We start from the raw sequence: 22,204 nt of genomic DNA, 5'->3' as shown, positions 1-22,204 counted from the left end.
CTGGAATCTCATCCTCCGCGACAGAGAAACCGAAGCGAACTGGATGAGACTAGCCCCCGCCGCCGACAATTCGGATGCGATCGAAAACTAGTTCTGTTTCCGGTCCTTACGATTGGCCCGACGCTCTTGATGCCCGTTTTTCCCGTTTCGAGGTCGACTTCGCCCGCCCGTATCTCTTGATGCGGACGCGTTCCCGTTCTCGTCCATATAGATCTCCAAGGGCGGTTCACTTCCCACCGGCCGTGGCAGCGAACGTCCCCGCCCATGCACGCTCGCATTACCTTTCAGCTGTTCGTTGGCGGTAAACCACTTGTATTGGACGCCACGCGGGTCAGGCGGTGTCGCGGCCCTGACATCGAGACCTTCGCGCCGGACCCGGGGATAGTGGACCGGCAGAGTCGGGACACCACGTGAGACGGCGAGCATCGCCTCGTGCACGGTCTTCAGGACAGGCGAGGCTTCCGCCAGGGCGTTGAACTTCTCAAGCGCCGTGTCCAGGACCGCACGGCAGTCCCTTTCCGGAAGTACTCCGGAGAGCGTCTGGTAGTACCTCCTGTAGTCGGACCCGTCATGCAGTTCGGCCTGTTCGATGGCCATACGAACGCTGCCGAAGCCTAGAGGGCGGCCGAACCCGAGGCGGTGGAAGTGACCGGGCGGGAGATCGAACAGCCAGGCAAGCGCACCCAGTTCGTATTCGTCGACGTCACGGACCTCCACCGTGAAGCGGAATGTGGTTCCGGGGAGCACCCAACCCCCGATCGAACGGTTCTGGCTGTCTCGCTGCTCGGGGTACGTGGTGGCGAAGCGTCTACGGTCGGGCGTCAGCGGGGCGGAGTCGTCGATCGCGGTACGCGGGCGCAGGTATTCCCGGTAGCGTCCGCCGACCGCGATCTGGGTGGGATCTGTGCCTCCGCTCGGCACCTTCCAGTGTTGCTCCGCATCCAGTCCGGCGTGATGCCAGTACATCTTGCGGCCACGCAGTCCGCGCCCGTGGCGGTAGATGTCGGCCTTCTTGGTGCCGTCTTTGACGGGCTGATCGGGGCGTGCGGCACTCTCCGCGACGTAGAAGCGGCCCTGCTGTGGCTTGGGCGTGCTGAGGATGGCCAGAGGAAGCCCGTCCGGGGAGAGGTCGCGTATGACTGTTGGCTCGCGGTCGCATGTCACTGGACCGACGCGTAGCCGGCCTCGATAGCCGGCATTCCCTGCGTTCTTGCCAGGAGCGACCCAGCCGAACAGACGATCGGCGGGCGACATTTTGCCATAGTTGAAAGTGGGAGCGAGGGATTCGTCGAGAAGATCGCCGGGGGAGACATTGTAAACATCGCGTGGGATAGGGACCGGATAAAGCCGTTCGACTTCACGGCTCTCTTCGTGCACAAGGGCATAGCACACCGTGCCGACCTTGAGTTCCTGGTGATCGGCATTGTGGATGTGCGGACTCCAGGCAAGCTTTCCCGGCCCCTCCCCGATTCGTTCACCGGGGTCGGCCGGGCGGCCATCGTCAGTCGTGCGCTCGTAGAGCTCTGCAGGGGGATGCGCGCTCTTGTAGCTTGCGATGAGATGGTTCCAGTCAGTGACGATTTCTGCCCAGGGGCGCGCAAGTTTGAGTTGTTCAGGTTTTGGCATTCCTGGGTAAAAGATCCTCTCGAACCGCTTTCCCTCGATTGTCGGCCCGGTGATATAGGCGATACCGTTGACCAGCCGCTCTTCCCCCCTCTCTCTCAAGACTCTGGCGTCAGCGTTGGGAACGAAGTCGATGACCTCCATCCGGTTCAATTTTCCGCGTTTGATGATGGCGCGAACGCGCTGCATGTGAGCCGGCGGGCGCTGAACGAGTTGCTTGCCTTGCTTGTCGTACATCTCCAGGAGCGCTGTTTCGAATCGAAGCAGCCTGCCGTCCCCCGCCACCCAGACGGGCACCAACTTGAGCGCAAAACCGGCGTCCCGACGGAACCCCAGCGGCTCCTCGTGCCCGTGGAAAACGCCGAAGCGCGAGTTGGTGACCGTCTCGAAGGCTGATCGCAGCATGCCCTTCACGGCGGTCGCCGCCAGATAGGGACGACCATCACGCAGCCGAACGGGATATACGTCATGGCCTTCCTCTCCGCTCGACGGAGGATACGCCCGCGCCGGATCCAGGAGCAGGAGCGGTGTTTCGGTGGTCAAGGCGACTTCGATGCGACCGCTCCAGCGCCCCGGATGCAGGCGAGCCCGGGAAGGCGGTGGCCCGTCCTGAAGCGGCTTGGGCAGTCCGTCACGGGGAAATGCCGGGGCGAAGGTGTACGGGTTGAGAAAGCCTTCGGCCATCATGCCGGTCCTTCCACTGAATAGGGCTCGAAACCGACGAGCCTCTCCTCGGCGACATAGGCGTTGCCGTGTTGGTCATCGGCGACGACGTATTCCCGGGCGACCAGCCGTACCCGCTCCGCTGCCACGCCGGCCATCGGAAGGGCGAGCGTGCCGACCTGCCTGGAGCGCAGCGTCACCCATCCTGCCGCAGGTGCCGCGTCCTTGCCCCACACCAGGTAGTGAACCGGCAGGGTGGTCACAGCCCGCATCGGCTCCAGGCGCCCGGGGAACGTGGACGGAAGCAGTTGCTCTTCTTCGGCCAGCACCACAGCGCGCTGCCCGCTTTCCACCCAGCGGAGCTCGACCTGGGGTGTGAACACCCGAGCTTCGAACACGGGGTCCAGGTCGACCGCGCCTGCGGGTGTCCGGCACTCACCAGCCTGGACCTGGGCGACGCGGTAAGCCGCGGGCGAGGTCAGCAGGGCGCAGCCTCCTTCGACGCCTGCCTTAGCCAACGCCTCGCCCAGAGCGAGATCGTCGGCGTAGGCGGTGTAGAGCATGGTCATGATGCCTCCTGCGCGAGGTACACGGCCCACGCCTCGGACAGGGCAGAGGCTGTGGATCCGGTGAGGGCGTTGGCGAGCGACACCTGATCCGGCCACGGGCCGCCGGTCAACTTGATGTCGAGGACCTCCACGTCACCGAACCCGCGGTTGGTGGCCGCGCCGATGGCGATCCGGCCCTCCGCCAGGTCGCGGAGGACGAAGAGCAGCAAGGCGAGACCGATGTTCTCCGCCGTGTCGAGGCGAGTGAGGTCCACGGAGAGCCGGATCGGCTCCCATCGCACGTTGTACGGCTCCAGCACGCTGAACAGCCGTCCGTCCGACGCGCCTCCGGTCCATCGGTCGAGCGCGACGTGGTCCGAGCGTTCCAGCCCCAGGTCTGCCAGACGGTCACGGACCTGCTCCGGCATCGAGGGCGACTGGTCACCTTCCGAAGGCCCGGTCTCCTCGTCGAATCCCGTCACCTTCGCCCACAGCTCTTGGGGGATGGTCACGTCGGCCAGGCATTCCTCCGCACGCAACGCTCCCGCTCCCCTGCTGCCAGCGTCGTCTCGTGCCGCGCCGAACAGCGTGCGTACCGCACAGAGCTGGTCGAGCTGTGCTCGGAACGCTGCACTGTGTTTAGCGGCCGATTCGCCAGGCAGGGCCGAAGGCGCGGGAATGCCTCGTACGGTGCGCTCGACCAACTCGGCATGCGTACGCAGCATCCCCTTGATCGATGAGCCCGGCAGCACCAGCGTGAGATGTCGTCCGTCGATCCGGGTGGTCAGGGGCATGGTGTCGACGAACAGCCCGTCGGCGCCGGAGCGCACCATGACCGGCGCGGTGGGAGTCCACGCGATCCGTACGTCGAGAATGCGCCGGCGCTCCGGCAGCTCCAATGATGTTGAGCGCAGTGAGGCGACCGTCCGTTGCCTGGAGGGATCGTTCCGCAGTACGGCCAGGAGCCCTTCAGGAGAGTCGAACCGGTCGACGACCACGTCAAGCGGGTCGTCCAGCAGCCGTACCGAGCCGAGCCCTTTGCTGGTCGCCGCGCCGAGGCGGACCTGTTGTCCGCTGAGCGCGCCCAGCAACGCCCCCAGCAGGGCCTCATCACGGTCGGCGGCATCCCTCGACTCGATGACGAGCTCCAGCCGCAGGTAACAGCCGATGGGGACGACGTGCCTGCCGTACAGGAACTCCGGCGCCGCCGCGCCGGTCACCCGGTCGATGCCCACGGACGGCCGGAACTCCAGAGCATCGGGCTCAAGAGGATCCACCGGAACGCCACGCTCGTCGGTCGCCGTCGTGTCGGCCACCAGCGCGTCCGCGACGATCACCCGGCTGGCCTGACCGTCATCGCCCTCCTCGGGGGCGTACCCCCACAGCTCGTCCATCGCGGTGGAGGTCCCGCCCGCGCCGCGGCACCAGGCCCGCAGTACTCCGGCGAGCGTGGTGCCCGGCACGTACAGCCGGCCCTTTCCGTCCACGGCGATGGACTGGGGTTCGGACGGGTCGTGGCCGAGGCCGCCGACGTGCAGAGGCGACTCGGTACGCAGCCAGCCTCGCACTCTGATCCGGCTGGTCACCCGACGCTCTGTCAGCGCGCTCATCGCTTGCTCCCTTCGACTTCCCCGGCTGCCTCGGCCCGGCCGTGTGCGGCGAGACAGGAGTCGACGAGGACGCGCAGGGCCTCCGCCCGCAGATCTGCTCGTAGCCTCTCCGCACCGTCCGTCGTGGCGACCAAGCGGTCCTCCTGAAGCGAGAGCAACGTCCAGATCTTGTCCGGGTCTTCGAGCAGTTCACGAAACCCATCGACCTCTTTCTGAGGCCAGTCGGGGCGGCCCGCCTTCTTCCGTGTCAACCAGAGGAAACGGGAAACAGCCCGCCCGGATGACAGCTCACGGACGATCGCGCGCAAGGCGTTCAGCTGGGTGGGCCTCACTCCGGCAGGTACGATCTCGGCGCGACGCTGGCTGTCGCCGCGGATGCCGTCACAGCTGCGCCGGATCTCGCTCAGCCACGCCGCACGCTCGAAGATCCGCGCTTCCTCGTATCCCTTCTCACCGGGCGCGAGCAGAGGTTCGGTGTGGGCAGCGCCCTGCTCGGCCGTCTTGGCAGCCGTCCCGCCTGCGGAGATGGAACGAGTCAGCAGGTCGTGATCCAGTTCCAGTTGCCCGAAGCCTTCGCTTCGACGCTCCCCGACGCCCGCGGCACGCACTTCCGCCAGTACATGGGCGGGGATGGGGCCGCCGGTGACCGCGAACGTGAGGCAGCTTCCGGCGGCCAGGCCGTACAGGGTGGTGCGTGGCATACGCCAGCCACGGTGCCAGCTCTCCGTACGATGCGCGCCGACCGCGACCGTCGCGCGGCCTTCCTCCGGGGCGATCTCGGGTTCCAGGTGCACGCCGGGGGCACCTGCTTGCGCCAGCGCCTGCTCCAAGGCCCGGGCGACGTCGTTCAGGTCCGTGCTGGGACGTAGCCGACAGTCGCGGACCAGCAGATCCGACAGCAGCCACACCCGGAGCTGATCAACGGCTCCCCTGTCGCCGCGCTGATCGGCGACGGGCCGTACGGTCACCTTCGCTTGCCCGTAGTCGTCCTTGGAGGAGCGGCCGATCCGCCAGCGGCCCGACATCCGCTGCTCCCAGCCAGGATCCAAGCGACCCGCTCGGACGCGTACCTCGGCACGCAGCACCGTCCGGGCGGCCAGCGCCCGATAGACGTAAATGCCGCCGATCTCCCTGGTGGGCCGTTGCGAGAGGTCCTGGATGCTGTTGTGCATCCGAACCGTGGTGTACGGCTCGACGATCTCCGCCGTTTCTGGGACGACATATCCGTTCTTGCACGGCTTGCCCGTCTCGACAGAGCCCGCCATCCGGTTGCCGATGACCTCCTTGCCGCCCTTTGCGCGCACGAGCACGCGAGGCGCGGGAAGTGTACGTGCACCAGTCGCGGCCTGGGGTGTCGCGGCCGTCACCACGAGATCGCCGGTGCGTACCAGCGCGTGGGCCTTGCCGCCGAGCCTCCGGACCACCTCCGGCATCAGGCACCAGCCGGGAACATGGGTCTCGCCGCTCATGACGTTGCCCAGAACCGTGGTGGCGGCCAGGATCGGCTGCTCGACGGCGATGACGAGCTCCACCCGCTCCCAGCCCTGCTCTCCCCCGGCCGGCGCTGTCGTGTGGACCGGGATGGCGCATTCGGGAGCCGGAGGTGGACCGGGCACGTCCGTGATCGACCAGTCCGGTACGGCATCCGGCCCTTCGAGAGCCATCGTGCAGCGGCCCGCGCCGCGCCGCCGCTTGCCGCCGATGTTCTCCAGCAGTCGCGCCCCGGCCGTCAGCAGCAGCATCGCCGCCCGGCGCTGCCCCTCGTCCAGGTCGGCGAACCCCTCGACGCGGCCACGCCCGGAGAGCGTCAGCCCCGCCCGGGCCATCTCGTCGAACCAGAGCTTGCCTTCACTGGCGGTCCCCGAAGCCGGATCGATGGCCACGCCCGGCTTGCGGAACGTGGTCGCCCAGGCCAGTTGCGGCCGTTCCCGCAGCAACCGGGTCAACCTCTCCGGCAGCCGCAACGGTCCTTCGACCGTCAGTGCGGCGGCTCGCAGGAGGCCGTCACCGGTCGCGTACTGATCACCGAACAAGAAGCCCAGCCACTCGTGCCATACCCCGTCGGCTCCGCTGTCGAGCGCCTGCGCCGCGACTTCGCAGGAGTCCCGCCACACTCCCACGAGCGTCTTGGCCGGGATGATGGGCGCGGCAGGGCCGCCGGAGCCGTCCTCGCCGTCCCGCTGGACGATGCGATCGACGTAGCCCCGCGCCCCCGTTCCCGTGCCCACCCGCCAGTCGCTCATCATGAACAGCGAGATCGTGAACTTTCCGTCGCCGCTCATCGTGCCTCCGGCAGGAACTGCAGCGCCGCCATCGCATCCAGCAAACCCGTCACCTGCTTGCCCTCGCTTCCGTCATGGACGGTCCACACCAGTTGGCCCTCGTGCGTCAGGTCTTCCAGAGCCCGTTTCCGCACCCTGTCCCCGGCGTATCGATGGCGGAGCAGTTCGAGCCGGGAGGCGGCCACGTCCGGCGCGAGGCACAGCCCTTCGCGCAGGTCGTGTGCCGCCCCGCGGGCGATGAGCAGCTCGCCGTGCTCGTCCTCCCGCCGCAGCGCCGCCACTCGCCGCTCCAAGTCCTCCCAGGTACGCCCATGAGCGCGCTCCTCCCGCGCACCAGCTCCGACCAGGTACGGAGAAGCGGAGCGGCTCGATCCGCCGGAGAGCGAGACGCTCGTACGGATCCGGTCCAGGTTCGGCGCCGAGCTCTCGTACAGCGCCACGAAGGCCAGCGCGGAACTCCACTGCTTGACCTTCTTCGCCTCTTCAGTGGCGAGCTTCTCCGCGAGCTCGTACGCGAAGTGGAAGGGATAGTTGCGCTTCACGATCGCCACACCGGCGCCCGCGCCCAGATGCGGAAGCTCCAAGGCGTCGAGCAACGGGCGCAGGTGCTCGTCGCGGGCCGTCTCTTCCTCGAACGCCTCCAAATAGTTGCGGGTGAAGGGCAGCGCCACGTCCCCCTCACACACCACCGTGAGGTCATCGCCTCCGACCACGAGCGGCAGCACCGGAAGCGCCGCCTGCCCTCGGCTCGTACGTTCCAGTGCGCTGGTCAAGGCACGCTTCGCGCAACCGTCCACCCCGAGCGAAAAGCTCCGTAGCGCGTTCGCCTGAGCTCGGTCGTCGTCACCGTTCCTGGACTCGACCACGCTGCGGAACACCTCACCCAAGCCGTTGCCGTCAGCGTGCACCACCGCCACCCAGTCGGCCTCCAGCCCCAGCCGGTCCACCATCTGCCGCATCCGCCGCCGATCAGCCGAAACCCGCTCGCCCAACCGCTCCAGCGCTCCGGGATAGGCGGCCAGCTTCTTCATCGCCTCCGCCGACCTCGCCTGCACGGGTTCGTCCCGTCCTTCACGACGCATGCCCGAGGCGGGCAGCCCGCTGGACGCGCAGTCGGCGACCAGCGGCAACCGCAGGAACCGGCCCTCAGGGCTCGGTCGCAGCTCCCGTACGGCACCGAGCCGCGACTGCGCGCCGCGCAGGACGGCTGCCAGCTCGCCGGGGGGACATGCGATCACCGCTCCGCAGAGATCCAACCCAGGCGCCTCTTCCAGAGCCCGGCGGGTCAGCACCGTCACCAGTCGGCGTCCGGCGTCCGGATCCTTGACCAGCACCGAAATCCGGCCTGCCGCAGCTACCAGGAGTTCCGCCTCGTGGGTCTCGATGCGCCACGTACGGTGATCGAAACCCTGGAATGTGTCGGCCAACGCCTCGAACACCCAGGTCTCGTTCACCCTGGCGATGAGGTCGGACGCACCGACGATCTCCTGGCGTTTGCCCGAGGCGAAGATGTATCTCTGGTTGCCGGCTGTGGCCATCACGACGAGGTGCACGGCTCACTTTCCTTCCGGTAGGGGTTCGGCACGGCTCGCACCTTGTGGCCGAGGAGCCAGCCCAGGGCCAGCGCGACGCTGGTGGGTGCGGCCAGGAACAAGCGGGGCTGTAGGGAGGCGTACTCGGGGTGGGCGGTGTTCCAGGTGCGCCAGGTCGCGTATACCAACCGCACCGCCAGCTCGAAGTCCCGTACGGTCTCCGGGATGTTCGCCGGGCCGCCGTCGATGACGAGCGCCGCCCGGCACTTTTCCTTGCGGCCGTCAGTGTCAGCGCAGCCCTGCTGAGCTGCGAGGAGCGCCTCGGCCACCATCTGCGGGTTGTCCGACAGATGCACGATGAGCGCGACGGCCTGGCCGTCCGGGTCGGCCTTGAACGCGGGCTCTTCGATCACCGTGGCGAGCCTGGCCGCCTGTGCCGCTTCGTCCTTCGTCAGCGGCTCCTTCAACCGGCTACTCAGCCGTACAGCAGGGAAGAAGTCCGCATCGACGCTTTCCGAGCGCTGCGGGACGACCGGCGTGATCTCCCCAGGCCGCTGCCGGTCTGGATCGACGCCAAGCCCTCGTAACTCCCGGTGGACGTGGAACTTGAGCTTGGTCCCCAGCTCGAAGGCGTCGGGGAGGGCGGCGTTGATGTAGATCGAGACCGGGGTGGCCGGGTCGGATTCGGACAACTCCATGAGCCGAGCCGTCACGAGGCTACGGACCAGCTCCAGCGTGTCCGCACGATCCCGCCGCGCGGCCGAACGGGCCTCAGCGTCCGCCTCCGGTAATGGCCCGGAGATGTCCCGCTCCACGGTGAAGCAGGAGTCCCTGTGCCGTCTGGCATGATCGATCGCTGCCCTGGTCCACTGGCTGTTCCACGGATCCCGCCAGGGGGCCCTGGGCAACGTGATGACAATGCCCACACCCTTGCTGCGCTGCTGCCACAGGTTGATGCCGGCGAAGACCCCGGCCGCCCCCAGACACAAGATCGTCAACAACCACTGCTGTTGACCCAGCCAACCTTTGATCACATCGGGCAACGTTCCGGCAGCCACGGCCGCCGCCACACCCGCAAGCGCCGCCACTATCCAGCCGGATGTCTTCCCCCAAAGGTTCCCAGGCCCTCTGAGCACCGCCATGCGCATTCCCTCCCAAGCTTGCCCTCCATCTCTTACTGATGGACGACGCGCGGAGCCCGCTGAAATGGGCGCGCTCGTCGCTATGCCTGGGAGGTAGATCCGGTTGGACCTTGCAGAGGCTATGAGCGCCACCGCACTGATGCTGCAGCGCCTTGATCAGGTGGAGTTGAGACCCCTCTCAGGGGCGATAAGGCCCCGCAGACCGCTACCTGGTGGTCGGCCCGGAGATGTTGAGACCCCTCTTTAGGGGGCGATGAGGACCTCGACTGGTCGGAGGGACCGAACAACGTCGCTGTGATGTTGAGACCCCTCTTAAGGGCGACGAGGACCGCCCCCGCCGACATCAGGAACCTGGTACCCGAATGGCTGTTGAGACCCCTCTTAAGGGCGATGAGGACTTAGCTGCACCCGTCGATGACCTACGAGCGTCGCTCGTTGAGACCCCTCATAAAGGCGACGAGGACTGGCCTACCGGTCCCATCCGTCACGCTGAACTTCCGGTTGAGACCCCTCGCAGGGGCGATGAGGACTAATGGCTTCACCTGACGGCGCTTGCCCACTTCTACGTTGAGACCCCTCGCAGGGGCGATGAGGACACCCACTACGTCGGCCCCGAAGTCCGCACCAGCACGTTGAGACCCCTCGCAGGGGCGATGAGGACCGGCCAGCAGCTGGCCGACTCGTCCGTCCTCGTCATGTTGAGACCCCTCGCAGGGGCGATGAGGACGTCATCGCCGCCGCCGGTGGTATTCGCGTTTCACCTGGTTGAGACCCCTCGCAGGGGCGATGAGGACAGCCGTCGGAGGCGTGGAGCGCCGAGAAGCAGGCGTTGAGACCCCTCGCAGGGGCGATGAGGACCCCAAGGTAAAGCCACTGGTCAAACGGCACAAGAGATGCGGCTTCAGGAGTTGTTTTGCAGTGAACCTCCGGTTGTGCAGAAAACTCTGGAGGTTCGCTGCAAAACCATGATCACATGACGGCGCCTGATCACGTTGAGGACCACGAGCAACCATACCAACTGATCTCGTGACCGCTCGTACCACCTTCCTGGCCTGCAGGAATGACCTCCGATCGGGGTCAGCCGAGTCTTCGTCCATCTGTAGTAGGTGGAAGGCGACGAAGAGCAGAGGAGACAACGATGCGGGTGCGCGTGGAGGTCAGTACGACGGCCGCAGAGATCCCGTGGGGCATGGTGCTGGCACCGGGCAGGGGGCTGATCTATGACGTGCTCAACCGCGAAGCCCCCGTGGTCGGTCGGTACTTCCACGCCGGGGGGATGGAGCCGTACGGCATGGTGCCTGTGGGGCATGGGGCTCCAATGTTTCCGCTGGCGAAGCGCCGGAAGGGGAAGTACGCGGCGGGCGGGCAGGGCTGGTTCGAGGTGGGAAGTCCCATCCTCGATGTGGCGGCCGTGCTCGTACAGGGCATCAAGCAGCGCGAGCTGCTCGACTGGGGCGGGACGGCGCTTCACGTGGTGAGCGTGACCGCGGTGGATCCGCCGGAATTCGCCTCGGGACGGGCGCGCTTCAGGACGAGTACCCCGGTCGTCATGAAGGGGTCGGGGCGCGACTCGGCAGGGATTCGGACCACTCGGCAGGCGTGGCTGCTGCCGACGGATCCGGAATTCCCGGCGTACCTGCAAGGCAATCTCCGGCGCAAGGCGGAGACGCTGGGGCTGGACCCCAAGGTGTCGCTGACGGAGATCTCCTGGGTCGGAGGCAAGCGCTCCTATCGGGTCGGGCAGGGGGCCAAGCCGGGAGCACCGATAGAGGTGGAGCTGGTCGGGGCGCCCGAGACTCTGCAGGCCATCTGGAGCTGGGGGCTGGGGCAGGCCAACGCCGCCGGCTTCGGCTGGGTGTCCGCGTGAGCGAAGCCGGCCACCAAAGCCGACTGGCGCTGACAGCCCACCCTCTTCAACGGATAGGCGCGTACGCGCTGGTGCACCTGGGGAAGGGACCCGCACCTGAGTCGCTGCTGCCCGAGGCGTTCGACCGTGCCGTGGAAACGGTGACGAAGGACGCCGTCCGTGCCGCGTTGGTGCGGGACGGCAAGAGCGCGGAGGGGTTCTGGCTCAAGGCGAGCATGTCGTTCTTCCCGAACTCCAAGATGAATCATCACAGCAATGCGAAGAGGGACGACACCACGATCGGCGACGCCGTGCGGACCTGGCGTCGGATGCCGGACGAAGCGCTGTGGCCGGCGGCGGGGTGCATGCTGTGCGGGTGGCAGGCGGTGGGGTTCTTCGGCAAGGTGGATGTCCCGCTGGCCGAGAGCGATCTCTACCGGAACAACACGCCCCGAGGGCACTCCGGGATGGCTCTCTGCTGGCCGTGCCTGTGTTGCTTCTACGCCCTTCCGTACGGTTGCCGCCTGACCGGTGGACCGTCGATCGCGCTGCACAGCTGGGACGAGCGGTTCATGGCGCGGACCCTGTCACGGCGGGTGGAGCGGAATCAGCAGCTGATCGCGTTGGGCAAGCCCGAGTCGAAGGGCGTGGGCACTGACGAGGTGCTGGCCCTGCAGGCGTTGAGGCTGCATGAGGATCGGCTGACGGCGGGCGTGGAGTTGCTGGTATTCAGCAACAACAACCGCGGCCAGATGCTTGAGATCCAGTCCTTGGAGCAGCCGCTGGCCGAATGGCTGCGGCGCTCGTCACGCCCGCCGCGCTCGCGTGGCTTCGCGGCGCTGCTACGCGCCCATGCGACTGCGGACAAGGCAGGCATCGTCGCTCTGGCGCGCAACGCCTTTCGCGCGCCAGAGCGCATCGTCGCTGCCTGCAGCCGGTATCTGACGGCACACCTCGACCAGGGCCTGATCCGCAAGGACACCACGGAGCTCGCCGAGTTGTGCCTGTCCTTCGTGAGCGAGGTGACGCGAATGAACCAGAACGAGATCGACGAGATCAAGGCCGCAGGCGCGCAGGTCGCGACATGGCTGAAGGCGGATAACTCCGCCGGACAGCTACGTGCGTTCAACGCGACCCTTAAAGAGCAGCCACGGATGCGGCATTGGCTGATGCGTCGCAATATCGATGCGCTGCTCGATACGGCAGACAGAATCGATGGTCCGCTCATCACCGAGAGCCAGTTCCGGCTGCTGTTCGACCCGGAGGTCGACCAGGCCTGGTTCCACCGGCAGCTACTCGTCGTGTCGGTGGTCCAGCATCTGCACGAGCTCGGCTTCGCGCCTGCGGATCGGGCGGAGGTAGCCGACGAACATCAAGAACACCCCGAGGACCTGGACTATCTCAAAGGCGAGGAGTCGTAGATGAGCTACTTGGTGGGGAAAATCGTCCTGGACGTGACCGCCGGGGCGCCGAACAACGGGCTGGGCGAGGACAACGTCGCCCGGGTGAAGCAGCTACGGGTCGGCCGAGACGTCCATCCGTACGTCTCGGCGCAGGCGTTCCGGCGTTGGGTCAGGGACTCGATGCCCGCGAACGAGCCGGTGTCGCCGGTGATCCGTTCCGGCAGTGGTCAGAAGCAGCAGGCGTACACCAGCGGCCGGCCCGACCTCTACCTGGACGACGACATCTTCGGCTACATGGTCGCGGTGAAGGGTGACAAGGCCAAGACCTGCCAGCGTGACACCGTCCTCGCCACGGGGACGTTCGTCTCGGTCGCGCCGCGCCGCCCGGATCGGGACTTCGGCACGATGAGCCGTGGTTTCGCTGCGGGCGAGAATCCGGTGCTGCACGGGCATGAGTTCTACAGCGCTGAGCTGGCCGGCGACGTCCTGCTGGACCTGCCCAGGGTCGGCGTGTTCGAGACCGACGGCGGCGGGCTGAAGGTGGCGCTTCCCGAGCCGGCCGCCAAGGAGGCCAAGGAGAACGGCGCGGAGGACGTCAGCTTCAGGGGGGCGTCCGCATTGCGGCTGGGGATCGTGGAGCGGCGCCGCCGGGCCGCCCTGCTGCTACGGACCCTGTCCGCCGTACGCGGCGGGGCCAAGCAGTCGCTGCACTACGGTGATCGGACTCCGGCCATGGTCCTGCTGGCGCCGGTCAAGGGTGGCATCAATCCGTTCACGAGGGTGCTCGGGGTGCGGATGGAGTGTACCCAGTTCGACGCGGCGGTGCTGCGGGCTGAGATAGAGGCGTGGGCCGATGAGCTGGACGGCCCGGTCCTGCTCGGCTGGGCGCCCGGGTTTCTCGGCGCGCAGCAGGATCACGTACGGTCCGAACTCGCCGAGCTGATCACCGCGGGCACCCTCATCCTCGATCATCCGAGGTCGCTGCTGAACGCGCTGGCCCAGCAGATCGAGCGCGGCGAGCGGGATTCCTGGTTCGAGGACCCGAAGGGATGACGACGCCAGTTGAGGCGTTGCGGGTGACAGTGACGGCGCCGATCGTCTCTTTCCGCAACCCGCTGTACGCCGGAGTCCAGCTGACGCTGCCGTGTCCGCCGCCCGCTACGGTCGGCGGCATGCTGGCCGCCGCAGCCGGCGGATGGGACGCGGTCGACCCGGCACTGTGCTTCGGGATGGCGTTCCACGCTCGTGGGACGGGAGCCGATCTAGAGACCTACCATCCGCTGGACGCCACGGGGAAGAAGGCCGATCCGACGCCGCGAGAACGTGGCTTCCTCGCTGACGCCACGCTCACCCTGTGGCTGAACACCGACCTTGAAATGTGGGAGCGCCGGCTGCGCAGGCCGGTATGGCCGCTGCGGCTCGGCCGGAGCCAGGACCTGGTCGCGGTCACCACGCAGCGTGTGATCCTGCACGTGGGGTCGGGACTGCAGGGTCACGCCGTACTGCCCGAAGGCTCAGAGCCGCGGCCGGTCGGCACTCTGCTGCGGCTGCCCACCGCCATCTCCGTGGATCGGGGGCGCACCCGATGGGACAGCTATCACTTCGACGCCACCGGCCGCGGAAGCATCCTGGTGGCCTGCGATTGGGTCGACGAGGAGGGGCAGGCGGTCGCGCTCGTGCCGCCGGTCCATCCCTGCCAGTTCACCGCCGTGAGTACGTCGTCATGAACCTGCAAGGTCTCCTCGCCAAGAGCCGGCCACGTGAACAGCTCACCGCGCATCTGGCTGCGACTCTGGACGGCGCCATCGCCCTGCGCTGGCGCGTCGGTACCGTCTCCGCTCTGGATGAGGCGACCGATGGGCTGTTCTGGGCGGCGGCGTGCCTGGCCGGGCTGTGCCATGACGCCGGCAAGATCCCGGATGGCTTTCAGGCGATGCTGAAAGGCCAGATCAAGGCTTGGGGAGAGCGGCACGAGGTCGTCTCCCTGGGATTTCTCCCGGCGTTGATCAAGGATGATCACCTGCTGCTGTGGACGGCGACAGGTGTCGCCACCCACCACCGCTCGCTGGAGGGCGGCCGTGGGCCACTCCTCTTGGCCTATGGAAACGCCTCCGACACCGAATGGCGTGACCGTCTTCAGCCGATTCCGCAGAACGCCGCCGTGGAGTTGTCCATTTGGTTGCACGGCACGGCACAAGGGGCACAGCTACCGACAACCCCGGACCCCCAGCATGAATTCGACGTCATCGGGGAGGCCCGGCAGCTTTTCGACTCCCTGTGGCAGTGGTGGGAACAGCCGGCCTCGCACAAACGAGGGCTGGCCGCGGTTCTCCTGCAAGGGGCTGTCACGCTGGCCGACCACGTCTCCTCCGCCCACGGCGTCATGCACATGCGTCAACCACTGGATGCCGCATTCCGCCCTCAGCTGGAACGCGTGCTGGCGGACAAGGGCCATCAACTCCGCCCTCACCAATCCGACGCCGCGGCCACCGACGGCCACCTGCTGCTCCGCGCCCCCACAGGCTCAGGCAAAACGGAGGCCGGGCTGCTCTGGGCTGCCGCGCAGGTAGGCCAGATCTCCACCGAGACAGGCGGCATCCCCCGGGTCTTCCTCACCTTGCCCTACCTCGCCTCGATCAACGCCATGGCAGTCCGGCTCGGGCGGCTGCTGGGAAACGACGACCTGGTCGGCGTGATGCATTCCCGCGCCGCCTCCTTCCACCTGGCCGGCGCCATCTGCCCGGACGACGAGATCGCCGCCGCCCGCAAGGCCGTCTCCCGGGCGGCGGCGACCCGGCTGTTCCGGGAGACCGTACGCGTCGGCACGCCGTACCAGATCCTGCGCGGTGTACTGGCTGGGCCGGCGCACTCCTCCACGCTGATCGACAGCGCGAACTCGGTGTTCGTCCTGGACGAACTGCACGCCTACGATCCTCGGCGGCTCGGCTACATCCTGGCCATGGCGGGCCTGTGGGAGAAGCTCGGCGGACGTATCGCCGTACTTTCAGCGACCTTGCCCGATGCCCTCGCCGACCTGTTCCGCACCGCGCTGGAGGCGGCGATTCAGGTGGTCGAAGCCGACACGACGGATACGCCGCTACGCCACCGGCTCGGCTTGCGCGACAGGCACCTCACCGACCCGAAATCGGTCGAGGAGATACGGCAGCGACTGGCGGAGCATGAGGCGGTGCTGGTGGTGGCCAACAACGTGGCCGATGCCCAGCACCTGTTCGCCGAGCTCTCACCCGCTGTGGACGAAGACGCGGCCTACCTGCTGCATTCACGGTTCCGGCGCATGGACCGCTCCGCCCTGGAGACCGCCATCGGGAAACGTTTCGGCGTCGGCTGTGGCCGTCATCCAGGGTTGGTGGTCGCCACCCAGGTCGTCGAGGTGAGCCTGGACGTCGACTTCGACTGCCTGTTCACCTCGGCAGCGCCCCTGGAGGCCCTGCTGCAGCGCTTCGGCCGGGTCAACCGCATAGCGGCCCGGCCGCCGGCCGACGTCATCGTTCACCCGGCCACGTTCGCACCTCGTCGCGCCCAAGGCCCGGATTTCGCCGACGGCGTCTACCCGCGAACACCGGTGGAGAGCGGATGGAACATCCTCAGCGCGTACGACGGCGAACCGGTCGACGAAGCCCAGGCTCGGCTCTGGCTGGACGAGGTGTACGGCACGGCGTGGGGCCAGGAATGGCATGACGAAGTCGAGCGCCACCGTCAGGAGTTCACCGACGCCTTCCTGGGATTCGCCCACCCGTTCATCAGCAGGGACGACCTCGCCGAACGCTTCGACGAGTTGTTCGACGGGACAGAAGCCGTTCTGGCGGAAGATCGTGATGCGTACGAAGCGGACCTGCACAGCGCTGACGGGGACCAGAAGGCGGGACGTCTGCTCGCCGAGCGGTATCTCATCCCGATGCCCTATTGGGCTGCGCCCCTCACCACCTGGGAAAAGAAACTCGGCGTACGCCTCCTGAACGCCGACTACGACCCCCGGCTGGGCCTGGGCCAGATCCGGGGACCGGCCGTACAAGCCTATGAAGCAGGGGAGGTCCTGTGATCACGGCAGATGATGTGGGCGGGGTTCATATCAAGTACCTCTACCACTGCCGGCGCCAGTTGTGGCTGTACGTCCGAGGGTTCCGGCCCGAACAGCTCAGCAGCACCGTCCAACTCGGCGAAGCGGTCCACGAAACGTCCTACAGCCGGAGCTCACCCATCGACCTGGGCGCCGCGAAACTCGACCACCTGGACGGCGCCGCCTGGGTGCACGAGATCAAGTCCTCCGCCAAACCCCGCCGAGCCGACGAAGCTCAGGCCATGCACTACTGTCTCCGACTCCATGACGTCGGAGTGGCCGCACAGGGCGGGATCCTCCACTATCCCAAGACCCGCCGCACCAAGCGCCTTCCGTACACCTCCGAAGCCGCCGAACAGGCCGCCGCCGACATCCGCGAGGTGCTCGCGGTCGTCTCAGAGCCCGAATCACCACCGCGGTTGTCACGTTCGGCCTGCCGTGGCTGTTCCTACACCGACTACTGCTGGAACGAGTAGATGCCTACTGCCTCCCGCACCTACTGGCTCACTACACCCTGCCGGATCCAGCGCAAGGACCAGTCCCTGCGTATCGAACGGATCGGAGGCGAGCCCCTACACATCCCGATCACCGACGTACGCGACATCGTGGCGTGCGAGTCCGTCGACCTCAACACCGCCGTGATCAGCCTGCTCAACCGCCATCACATCAACGTCCATTTCCTGAGCCATTACGGCGACTACGCCGGCTCACTCCTGACGGCCGACACCAGCGCCTCCGGTCAGACCGTCCTCGCCCAAGCCCGCCTGGCCGGGGACGACGCGGCCTCTCTGGACATCGCCCGTGCCATCGTGACCAGCGCGGCGGCGAACATCCGTCGCGTGATCGACCGCAAGCTCCTCGCCCGCCCCATGGAACGCCTCGAATCCTCCGTCGCCGCGGCGGCCACCCGAGAAGAACTCATGGGCGTCGAAGGGACCTTCCGCCGCTCGGCCTGGGCCGTCATGGACACCCGTCTGCCCGACTGGCTGAAACTGGAGGGCCGGAGCAGGCGGCCGCCGCGCAATGCCGGAAACGCCTTCATCAGTTACGTCAATGGCATCGTCTACGCCCGGCTGCTGTCCGCGGTCCGCCTGACGCCCCTGCATACGGGCGTGGCCTTCCTTCACAGCACCATGGAACGCCAACGGCACTCGCTGGTCCTCGACCTGTCGGAGGTGTTCAAACCGCTCTTCGCCGAACGTCTCCTGCTACGGCTCGCCAGCCGGGGGCAGCTCAAGCCCACCCACTTCGACCTCGACGTCAACCAGGCCATGCTCAGCGAGACCGGCCGCCGCTTGGTCGTCCAGACGGTACGGGACGAACTGGCCGTAACGATCCATCACCGTGGTCTGGGACGCAACGTCGCCTACGACGAACTTCTTTACCTCGAGGCTCTGCAGCTCACCCGCCGCTGCCTGGAAGGCGTCCCGTACAAGCCGTTCAAGATTTGGTGGTGACGCGACATGTACGTCGTGGTCGTCTACGACACCCTCGCCATACGGAACGCCGCGATCTTGAGGCTGTGCCGACAGTACCTGCACCACGTGCAGCGCAGCGTCTTCGAAGGCAGCCTCAGCCCGGCGCAGCTACGACGTTTCCATCATCAGGTGAAGGAGGTGATCGACGCTGGGTACGACAGCGTGCTGGTCTTCACCTTTCCCCCTGGGACGACACCTGAGCGGCAGGAGTGGGGGGTCGGCCAGCCCGCTCCGAGCGACATCCTCTAGAGACCACGACCATATGATGATCAAGGATTTTTGCAGCAGACCTCCCGGCTCGCCTGCACGACCGGAGGTTCACTGCAAAACATGCCCGATAAGCCAAGCTAAAGAGGCTCCTGAGCTGTGGCTTTACCTTGGGGTCCTCATCGCCCCTACGAGGGGTCTCAACCGAGGCACCTGCTTCGTCACGACCAGCCCTTCCCGCTCGTCCTCATCGCCCCTACGAGGGGTCTCAACTTGATGTGGATAGGGAGAACGGCGGGCACGGCGAGGGTCCTCATCGCCCCTACGAGGGGTCTCAACCACTCGCCTTCCGCGCCCGCCACGAGAAGGACATCCGGTCCTCATCGCCCCTACGAGGGGTCTCAACGCATGATCGAGGCCGAGTCTGCGGAGCTGATGGAGGTCCTCATCGCCCCTACGAGGGGTCTCAACACCATCTTCATGAAGGCGATTCGCTGGAATCTGAGTCCTCATCGCCCCTACGAGGGGTCTCAACCCGGACAGGCCGAACGACTGGGCGCTGTAGCCGGTCGTCCTCATCGCCCCTACGAGGGGTCTCAACGACTCCGTTTCGACGCTGCCCCACATGGACATCGTCCTCATCGCCCCTACGAGGGGTCTCAACGACCTGACCGGCTCGCGCGGCGCGGCGGCCGTACCGGGTCCTCATCGCCCCTACGAGGGGTCTCTACCTCATGATCAGTCCTTTCGCTACTTGACGAGGAGGTCCTCATCGCCCCTACGAGGGGTCTCAACGTGGAGACGGAGCGGAAGCTCGCGACCATCAGAGGGTCCTCATCGCCCCTGCGAGGGGTCTCAACGTGCACGTGGACGACCATGGCGGTTGGTCGTACACGTCCTCATCGCCCCTACGAGGGGTCTCAACGCGTCCGGATTTCGGCGCTGGGCAAGTTTTGTGCCATGTCCTCATCGCCCCTACGAGGGGTTCCAACATCCGGATGTCGATGCCGCCCGTGATGTCCAGCGTCACGTCCTCGTAGCTCCTATGAGGGGTCTCAAATGGACCTGCCGCTCAGCGTCACCCAGTTCGCCTCAGGAGGCCCAATGACCGTACTGCGACCCGCCACCGGCCCCAACTCTCGCAGCGGCGTTCGCCGCTCCGGCGACCGTTACCAGGACCTGATCGGGTGGAGCGCCGCCATGCGCGTCATGCACCCCACGAACGACATTCAGCGACTGGAAATCGAGGTCAATGGCGTCGGAAACATAGACGACGTGGTCCTTCGTTCCGCGAGCGGACGGCACCACTATGCCCAGGTCAAATGGACCACCAATCCAACCAACATGATCGACCACTCCTACCTCACCAAACAAGACACCAAGAAGAGCAAGTCGCTGCTGCAGAAGCTCTTCCACAGTTGGAAGAAACTCACCACAGCGGGAGACCCGCCGGTCATGGAGTTGGTCACCAACCGCGTCCTCGACCCAGGCGATCCCCTGCTCAGCCTGTTGGACGGTCGAACTGACCTGCTCAATCCCGCTGCCCGCCTGCTGACACCAGGCTCGGCCGCTGATGCACGTCTGAACGAATGGGCAGAGCACCTGAGCTGTACCCGCGGGGAAGTCCTCGACATGCTCGACTCGCTCCACTTCAAGCCCGGCCTGTCGATCAGCAGCGAGCGAGACCGAGCCCAGAGCCTCATGCTGGCAAACGGACTCCTCGGCGACGCCGACGCCCTTGATCGCGGCATCGGCATCGTCACTGACTGGGTTCTCGAAGGCCGCCGAGAAATCACCCTCGACGACATCACCATGGAGGTCGAACGTATGCGACTACGCTCCGACGACCCACGCGCGGTGCTCCTCATACAGGCCATCGACCGCGACCCGAATCCCGGCGACGCCACGGTGGCGTTGGACTGGGTCGACTTGTATGAGGAAGATTCACCGCCGACCAGACGCCAACCGCGTGACCCCGCCGACTGGGCTGCCATGAGCAACGATATCGATGACGCCGTAGCGCGCCTCCGCTCCCAAGGCTTTAAGGATGTTGTCGTCCGCGGCGCAATGCGACAAGCCACCTTCTTCACGGTGGGTGCCCGACTGGCACAGGTAACCGGAACAAACGTCAGCCATGTCCGATTCGGCATGCCCTGGGCTTCCAATGCTCCGCGGATCGCAGTCCCGGATCTCCAGCGCTCACTCGTCCCGATCGACGCAGGCAACCACCTGGCAGTCGCCATCGGCATGACCGACGACCCGGTCCCAGCAGTGACCGCCTTCGTGAAGGCTACGAACCTTCCCGTCCGATCCCTACTTGCCCTCACACCCGCTGAAGGCCCCAATGATCAGTCGGTGGCCGGCCCTGGTCAAGCCGTTGCATACGCGCAATCGCTGCGCAACGCGGTCCGCGCACAGCTCGAAAGCACACCAGCCGAGCGGGTACACCTCTTCCTCGCCGGCCCTGGAGGCCTCGCCCTGCTGCTTGGCCACCGGTGGAACCGCGTCGCGCCCACCACCGTGTACGAGGATCTTGGCTCAGGCCACGGCTATACCGCGGCGTTCTCCATCGACGCATAGACGGTCAAACCACAGAAGGCCAAGGGCGCTGAAGCCATAGACAGCGAGGGCAACGGTGTTGTGTTGATCAAGAAGCTGCCCCTCTTCTTGCCTCGCCCAACTCAGATGCACGTTGGTCTTTGCTCCACCCTCTAGAGAGCGCGAAGCACAAAATGATCAAGGATATTGCAGCAAACCTCCCGGCTTTTCTGCACGACCGGAGGTTCACTGCAAACCCTCCCCGCTTGACGTACCTGAAAGGGCTTCTGAGCTGTGACTTTACGTTAGGGCCCTCATCGCCCCTACGAGGGGTCTCAACGTCCAGGGCTTGGGGAGGCGGAGGGTGTGGTTGCGGGCCCTCATCGCCCCTACGAGGGGTCTCAACATGGTGGCGGGTGACTTCTCCTCTTCGGCCAGGGCCCTCATCGCCCCTACGAGGGGTCTCAACTGGATGGCGTAGTCGTACGGGCTGTAGGTTGGCGCGCCCTCATCGCCCCTACGAGGGGTCTCAACGTGTACTCCTGGGCGTTGTACTCGGCGCGGCAGGCCCGGGCCCTCATCGCCCCTACGAGGGGTCTCAACCTCCTTCAGCTGAAGCTCACCCCGGGCGCTTCCGCCCTCATCGCGCCCTCATCGCCCCTACGAGGGATCTCAACATCACGGCTGGCGCTATCGCGGCCAACGCGATCACCGTCCTCATCGCCCCTACGAGGGGTGTCAACGCTCATCCTGCGGCGGTAGCCAGCCCTTGCGAGCGGTCCTCATCGCCCTTACGAGGGGTCTCAACCCGACGCCTTGGCCGTAGCGTAGCCGTAGCCGAGCTGTTGTCCTCATCACCCCTACGAGGAGTTTCAACAAGTTCCCGAGCTCCTCCGCGTACCCCTGCACGATCTTGTCCTCATCGAGGGCTCGGGCCGCTGATATTGGGGGCGGTTCTGCGTCTGCCACCCCTCGGTGTCGGCCAACCCCCTGGAAAGCCCAGGTGGGGATCTGCCCAGCGGCTTGGCGATCGCTCAGGCTTTTAAGGTCTGCTGCAACCATCCTTGATCATCGTATGGCGTGGTCTCTAGAGGATGTCGGTCGGAGCGGGTTAGCCAGATTACCGGCCGGTTCGTCGGTCAGGTGCAAGCCGAGCTGGCCGTACACCTCGCCCTTGTCCTTCGGATTCGTGCTCCTGGACGCACATACGTTGCAGCCGACTGACTACGACCGTGGTCGGATGGCAGCGGCTTC

15 protein-coding genes and 3 CRISPR repeat arrays are annotated in these 22,204 nt (G+C 66.4%); of the genes, 9 read left to right on the top strand and 6 right to left on the bottom strand.

Annotated features, from left to right (window positions below):
* Nucleotides 1-87 precede the first annotated feature (87 nt).
* The 6 genes from IEY87_RS19835 to IEY87_RS19810 are packed head-to-tail and all read right to left on the bottom strand — an operon-like array spanning nt 88 to nt 9,256.
* On the bottom strand, nt 88-2,310 hold the full coding sequence (locus tag IEY87_RS19835) for a TIGR03986 family type III CRISPR-associated RAMP protein (RefSeq protein WP_189140169.1): 2,223 nt from the start codon (nt 2,308-2,310) through the stop codon (nt 88-90).
* Nucleotides 2,307-2,855, bottom strand: coding sequence for a type III-D CRISPR-associated protein Csx19 (gene csx19 / locus IEY87_RS19830; protein ID WP_189140168.1), 549 nt, complete (start codon nt 2,853-2,855; stop codon nt 2,307-2,309). The genes IEY87_RS19835 and csx19 overlap by 4 nt, the downstream gene beginning before the upstream one ends.
* A complete protein-coding gene (locus IEY87_RS19825; RefSeq protein WP_189140167.1) occupies nt 2,852-4,444 on the bottom strand; it encodes an RAMP superfamily CRISPR-associated protein in 1,593 nt (530 codons plus the stop codon). Before IEY87_RS19825 ends, csx19 begins: the two co-directional genes overlap by 4 nt.
* Nucleotides 4,441-6,726, bottom strand: coding sequence for an RAMP superfamily CRISPR-associated protein (locus IEY87_RS19820; protein ID WP_189140166.1), 2,286 nt, complete (start codon nt 6,724-6,726; stop codon nt 4,441-4,443). The genes IEY87_RS19825 and IEY87_RS19820 overlap by 4 nt, the downstream gene beginning before the upstream one ends.
* Nucleotides 6,723-8,279, bottom strand: a complete 1,557-nt coding sequence (locus tag IEY87_RS19815) for a Cas10/Cmr2 second palm domain-containing protein (protein ID WP_189140165.1) — start codon at nt 8,277-8,279, stop codon at nt 6,723-6,725. Before IEY87_RS19815 ends, IEY87_RS19820 begins: the two co-directional genes overlap by 4 nt.
* Entirely contained in the window at nt 8,264-9,256 is a 993-nt protein-coding gene (locus IEY87_RS19810; RefSeq protein ID WP_189140164.1) for a hypothetical protein, read from the bottom strand. The genes IEY87_RS19815 and IEY87_RS19810 overlap by 16 nt, the downstream gene beginning before the upstream one ends.
* 443 nt (nt 9,257-9,699) lie before the next feature.
* A CRISPR array of direct repeats spans nt 9,700-10,258; the repeat unit is 30 nt; unit sequence GTTGAGACCCCTCGCAGGGGCGATGAGGAC.
* A 280-nt stretch (nt 10,259-10,538) separates the two neighbouring features.
* On the opposite strand from IEY87_RS19810, the gene IEY87_RS19805 reads away from it, so the two are divergent.
* The 9 genes from IEY87_RS19805 (at nt 10,539) to IEY87_RS19765 (ending at nt 20,992) form a co-directional block, all read left to right on the top strand.
* Nucleotides 10,539-11,267, top strand: a complete 729-nt coding sequence (locus tag IEY87_RS19805) for a CRISPR-associated endoribonuclease Cas6 (protein ID WP_189140163.1) — start codon at nt 10,539-10,541, stop codon at nt 11,265-11,267.
* Entirely contained in the window at nt 11,264-12,667 is a 1,404-nt protein-coding gene (locus tag IEY87_RS19800; RefSeq protein ID WP_225277501.1) for a hypothetical protein, read from the top strand. The genes IEY87_RS19805 and IEY87_RS19800 overlap by 4 nt, the downstream gene beginning before the upstream one ends.
* On the top strand, nt 12,668-13,702 hold the full coding sequence (gene cas7i / locus IEY87_RS19795; protein WP_189140162.1) for a type I-B CRISPR-associated protein Cas7/Cst2/DevR: 1,035 nt from the start codon (nt 12,668-12,670) through the stop codon (nt 13,700-13,702).
* Nucleotides 13,699-14,376: a CRISPR-associated protein Cas5 gene (gene cas5, locus IEY87_RS19790; RefSeq protein WP_189140161.1), complete on the top strand. Its 678-nt coding sequence runs from the start codon at nt 13,699-13,701 to the stop codon at nt 14,374-14,376. The genes cas7i and cas5 overlap by 4 nt, the downstream gene beginning before the upstream one ends.
* Nucleotides 14,373-16,709: a CRISPR-associated helicase Cas3' gene (gene cas3 / locus IEY87_RS19785; protein WP_189140160.1), complete on the top strand. Its 2,337-nt coding sequence runs from the start codon at nt 14,373-14,375 to the stop codon at nt 16,707-16,709. Before cas5 ends, cas3 begins: the two co-directional genes overlap by 4 nt.
* Nucleotides 16,706-17,203 (top strand): CRISPR-associated protein Cas4, encoded by a 498-nt coding sequence (locus IEY87_RS19780; RefSeq protein WP_225277500.1) that lies wholly within the window; start codon nt 16,706-16,708, stop codon nt 17,201-17,203. Before cas3 ends, IEY87_RS19780 begins: the two co-directional genes overlap by 4 nt.
* A complete protein-coding gene (gene cas1, locus IEY87_RS19775; protein WP_189140159.1) occupies nt 17,204-18,184 on the top strand; it encodes a CRISPR-associated endonuclease Cas1 in 981 nt (326 codons plus the stop codon).
* Nucleotides 18,185-18,190: 6 nt separating this feature from the next.
* Nucleotides 18,191-18,454 (top strand): CRISPR-associated endonuclease Cas2, encoded by a 264-nt coding sequence (gene cas2 / locus IEY87_RS19770; protein ID WP_189140158.1) that lies wholly within the window; start codon nt 18,191-18,193, stop codon nt 18,452-18,454.
* A gap of 133 nt (nt 18,455-18,587) precedes the next feature.
* Nucleotides 18,588-19,472: a CRISPR direct-repeat array (repeat unit 30 nt; unit sequence GTCCTCATCGCCCCTACGAGGGGTCTCAAC).
* A gap of 44 nt (nt 19,473-19,516) precedes the next feature.
* Nucleotides 19,517-20,992, top strand: coding sequence for an SAVED domain-containing protein (locus IEY87_RS19765; RefSeq protein ID WP_189140157.1), 1,476 nt, complete (start codon nt 19,517-19,519; stop codon nt 20,990-20,992).
* Nucleotides 20,993-21,260: 268 nt separating this feature from the next.
* A CRISPR array of direct repeats spans nt 21,261-21,827; the repeat unit is 30 nt; unit sequence GCCCTCATCGCCCCTACGAGGGGTCTCAAC.
* Nucleotides 21,828-22,204 lie beyond the last annotated feature (377 nt).

The organism is Nonomuraea glycinis, assembly GCF_014646515.1.
In the GTDB taxonomy this organism is placed as follows: Bacteria; Actinomycetota; Actinomycetes; order Streptosporangiales; family Streptosporangiaceae; genus Nonomuraea; species Nonomuraea glycinis.
Note: the sequence above shows the minus strand (reverse complement) of the source record. Positions and strands in the feature narration are given on the sequence as shown.

What these genes read in the sequence shown, in the direction of transcription:
- csx19 (WP_189140168.1), bottom strand. Translation starts at nt 2,855, where the DNA reads ATGACCATGCTCTACACCGCCTACGCCGACGATCTCGCTCTGGGCGAG.
- IEY87_RS19805 (WP_189140163.1), top strand. Translation starts at nt 10,539, where the DNA reads ATGCGGGTGCGCGTGGAGGTCAGTACGACGGCCGCAGAGATCCCGTGG.
- cas7i (WP_189140162.1), top strand. Translation starts at nt 12,668, where the DNA reads ATGAGCTACTTGGTGGGGAAAATCGTCCTGGACGTGACCGCCGGGGCG.
- cas3 (WP_189140160.1), top strand. Translation starts at nt 14,373, where the DNA reads ATGAACCTGCAAGGTCTCCTCGCCAAGAGCCGGCCACGTGAACAGCTC.
- cas2 (WP_189140158.1), top strand. Translation starts at nt 18,191, where the DNA reads ATGTACGTCGTGGTCGTCTACGACACCCTCGCCATACGGAACGCCGCG.
- IEY87_RS19835 (WP_189140169.1), bottom strand. Translation starts at nt 2,310, where the DNA reads ATGATGGCCGAAGGCTTTCTCAACCCGTACACCTTCGCCCCGGCATTT.
- cas1 (WP_189140159.1), top strand. Translation starts at nt 17,204, where the DNA reads ATGCCTACTGCCTCCCGCACCTACTGGCTCACTACACCCTGCCGGATC.
- IEY87_RS19765 (WP_189140157.1), top strand. Translation starts at nt 19,517, where the DNA reads ATGACCGTACTGCGACCCGCCACCGGCCCCAACTCTCGCAGCGGCGTT.
- IEY87_RS19825 (WP_189140167.1), bottom strand. Translation starts at nt 4,444, where the DNA reads ATGAGCGCGCTGACAGAGCGTCGGGTGACCAGCCGGATCAGAGTGCGA.
- cas5 (WP_189140161.1), top strand. Translation starts at nt 13,699, where the DNA reads ATGACGACGCCAGTTGAGGCGTTGCGGGTGACAGTGACGGCGCCGATC.
- IEY87_RS19820 (WP_189140166.1), bottom strand. Translation starts at nt 6,726, where the DNA reads ATGAGCGGCGACGGAAAGTTCACGATCTCGCTGTTCATGATGAGCGAC.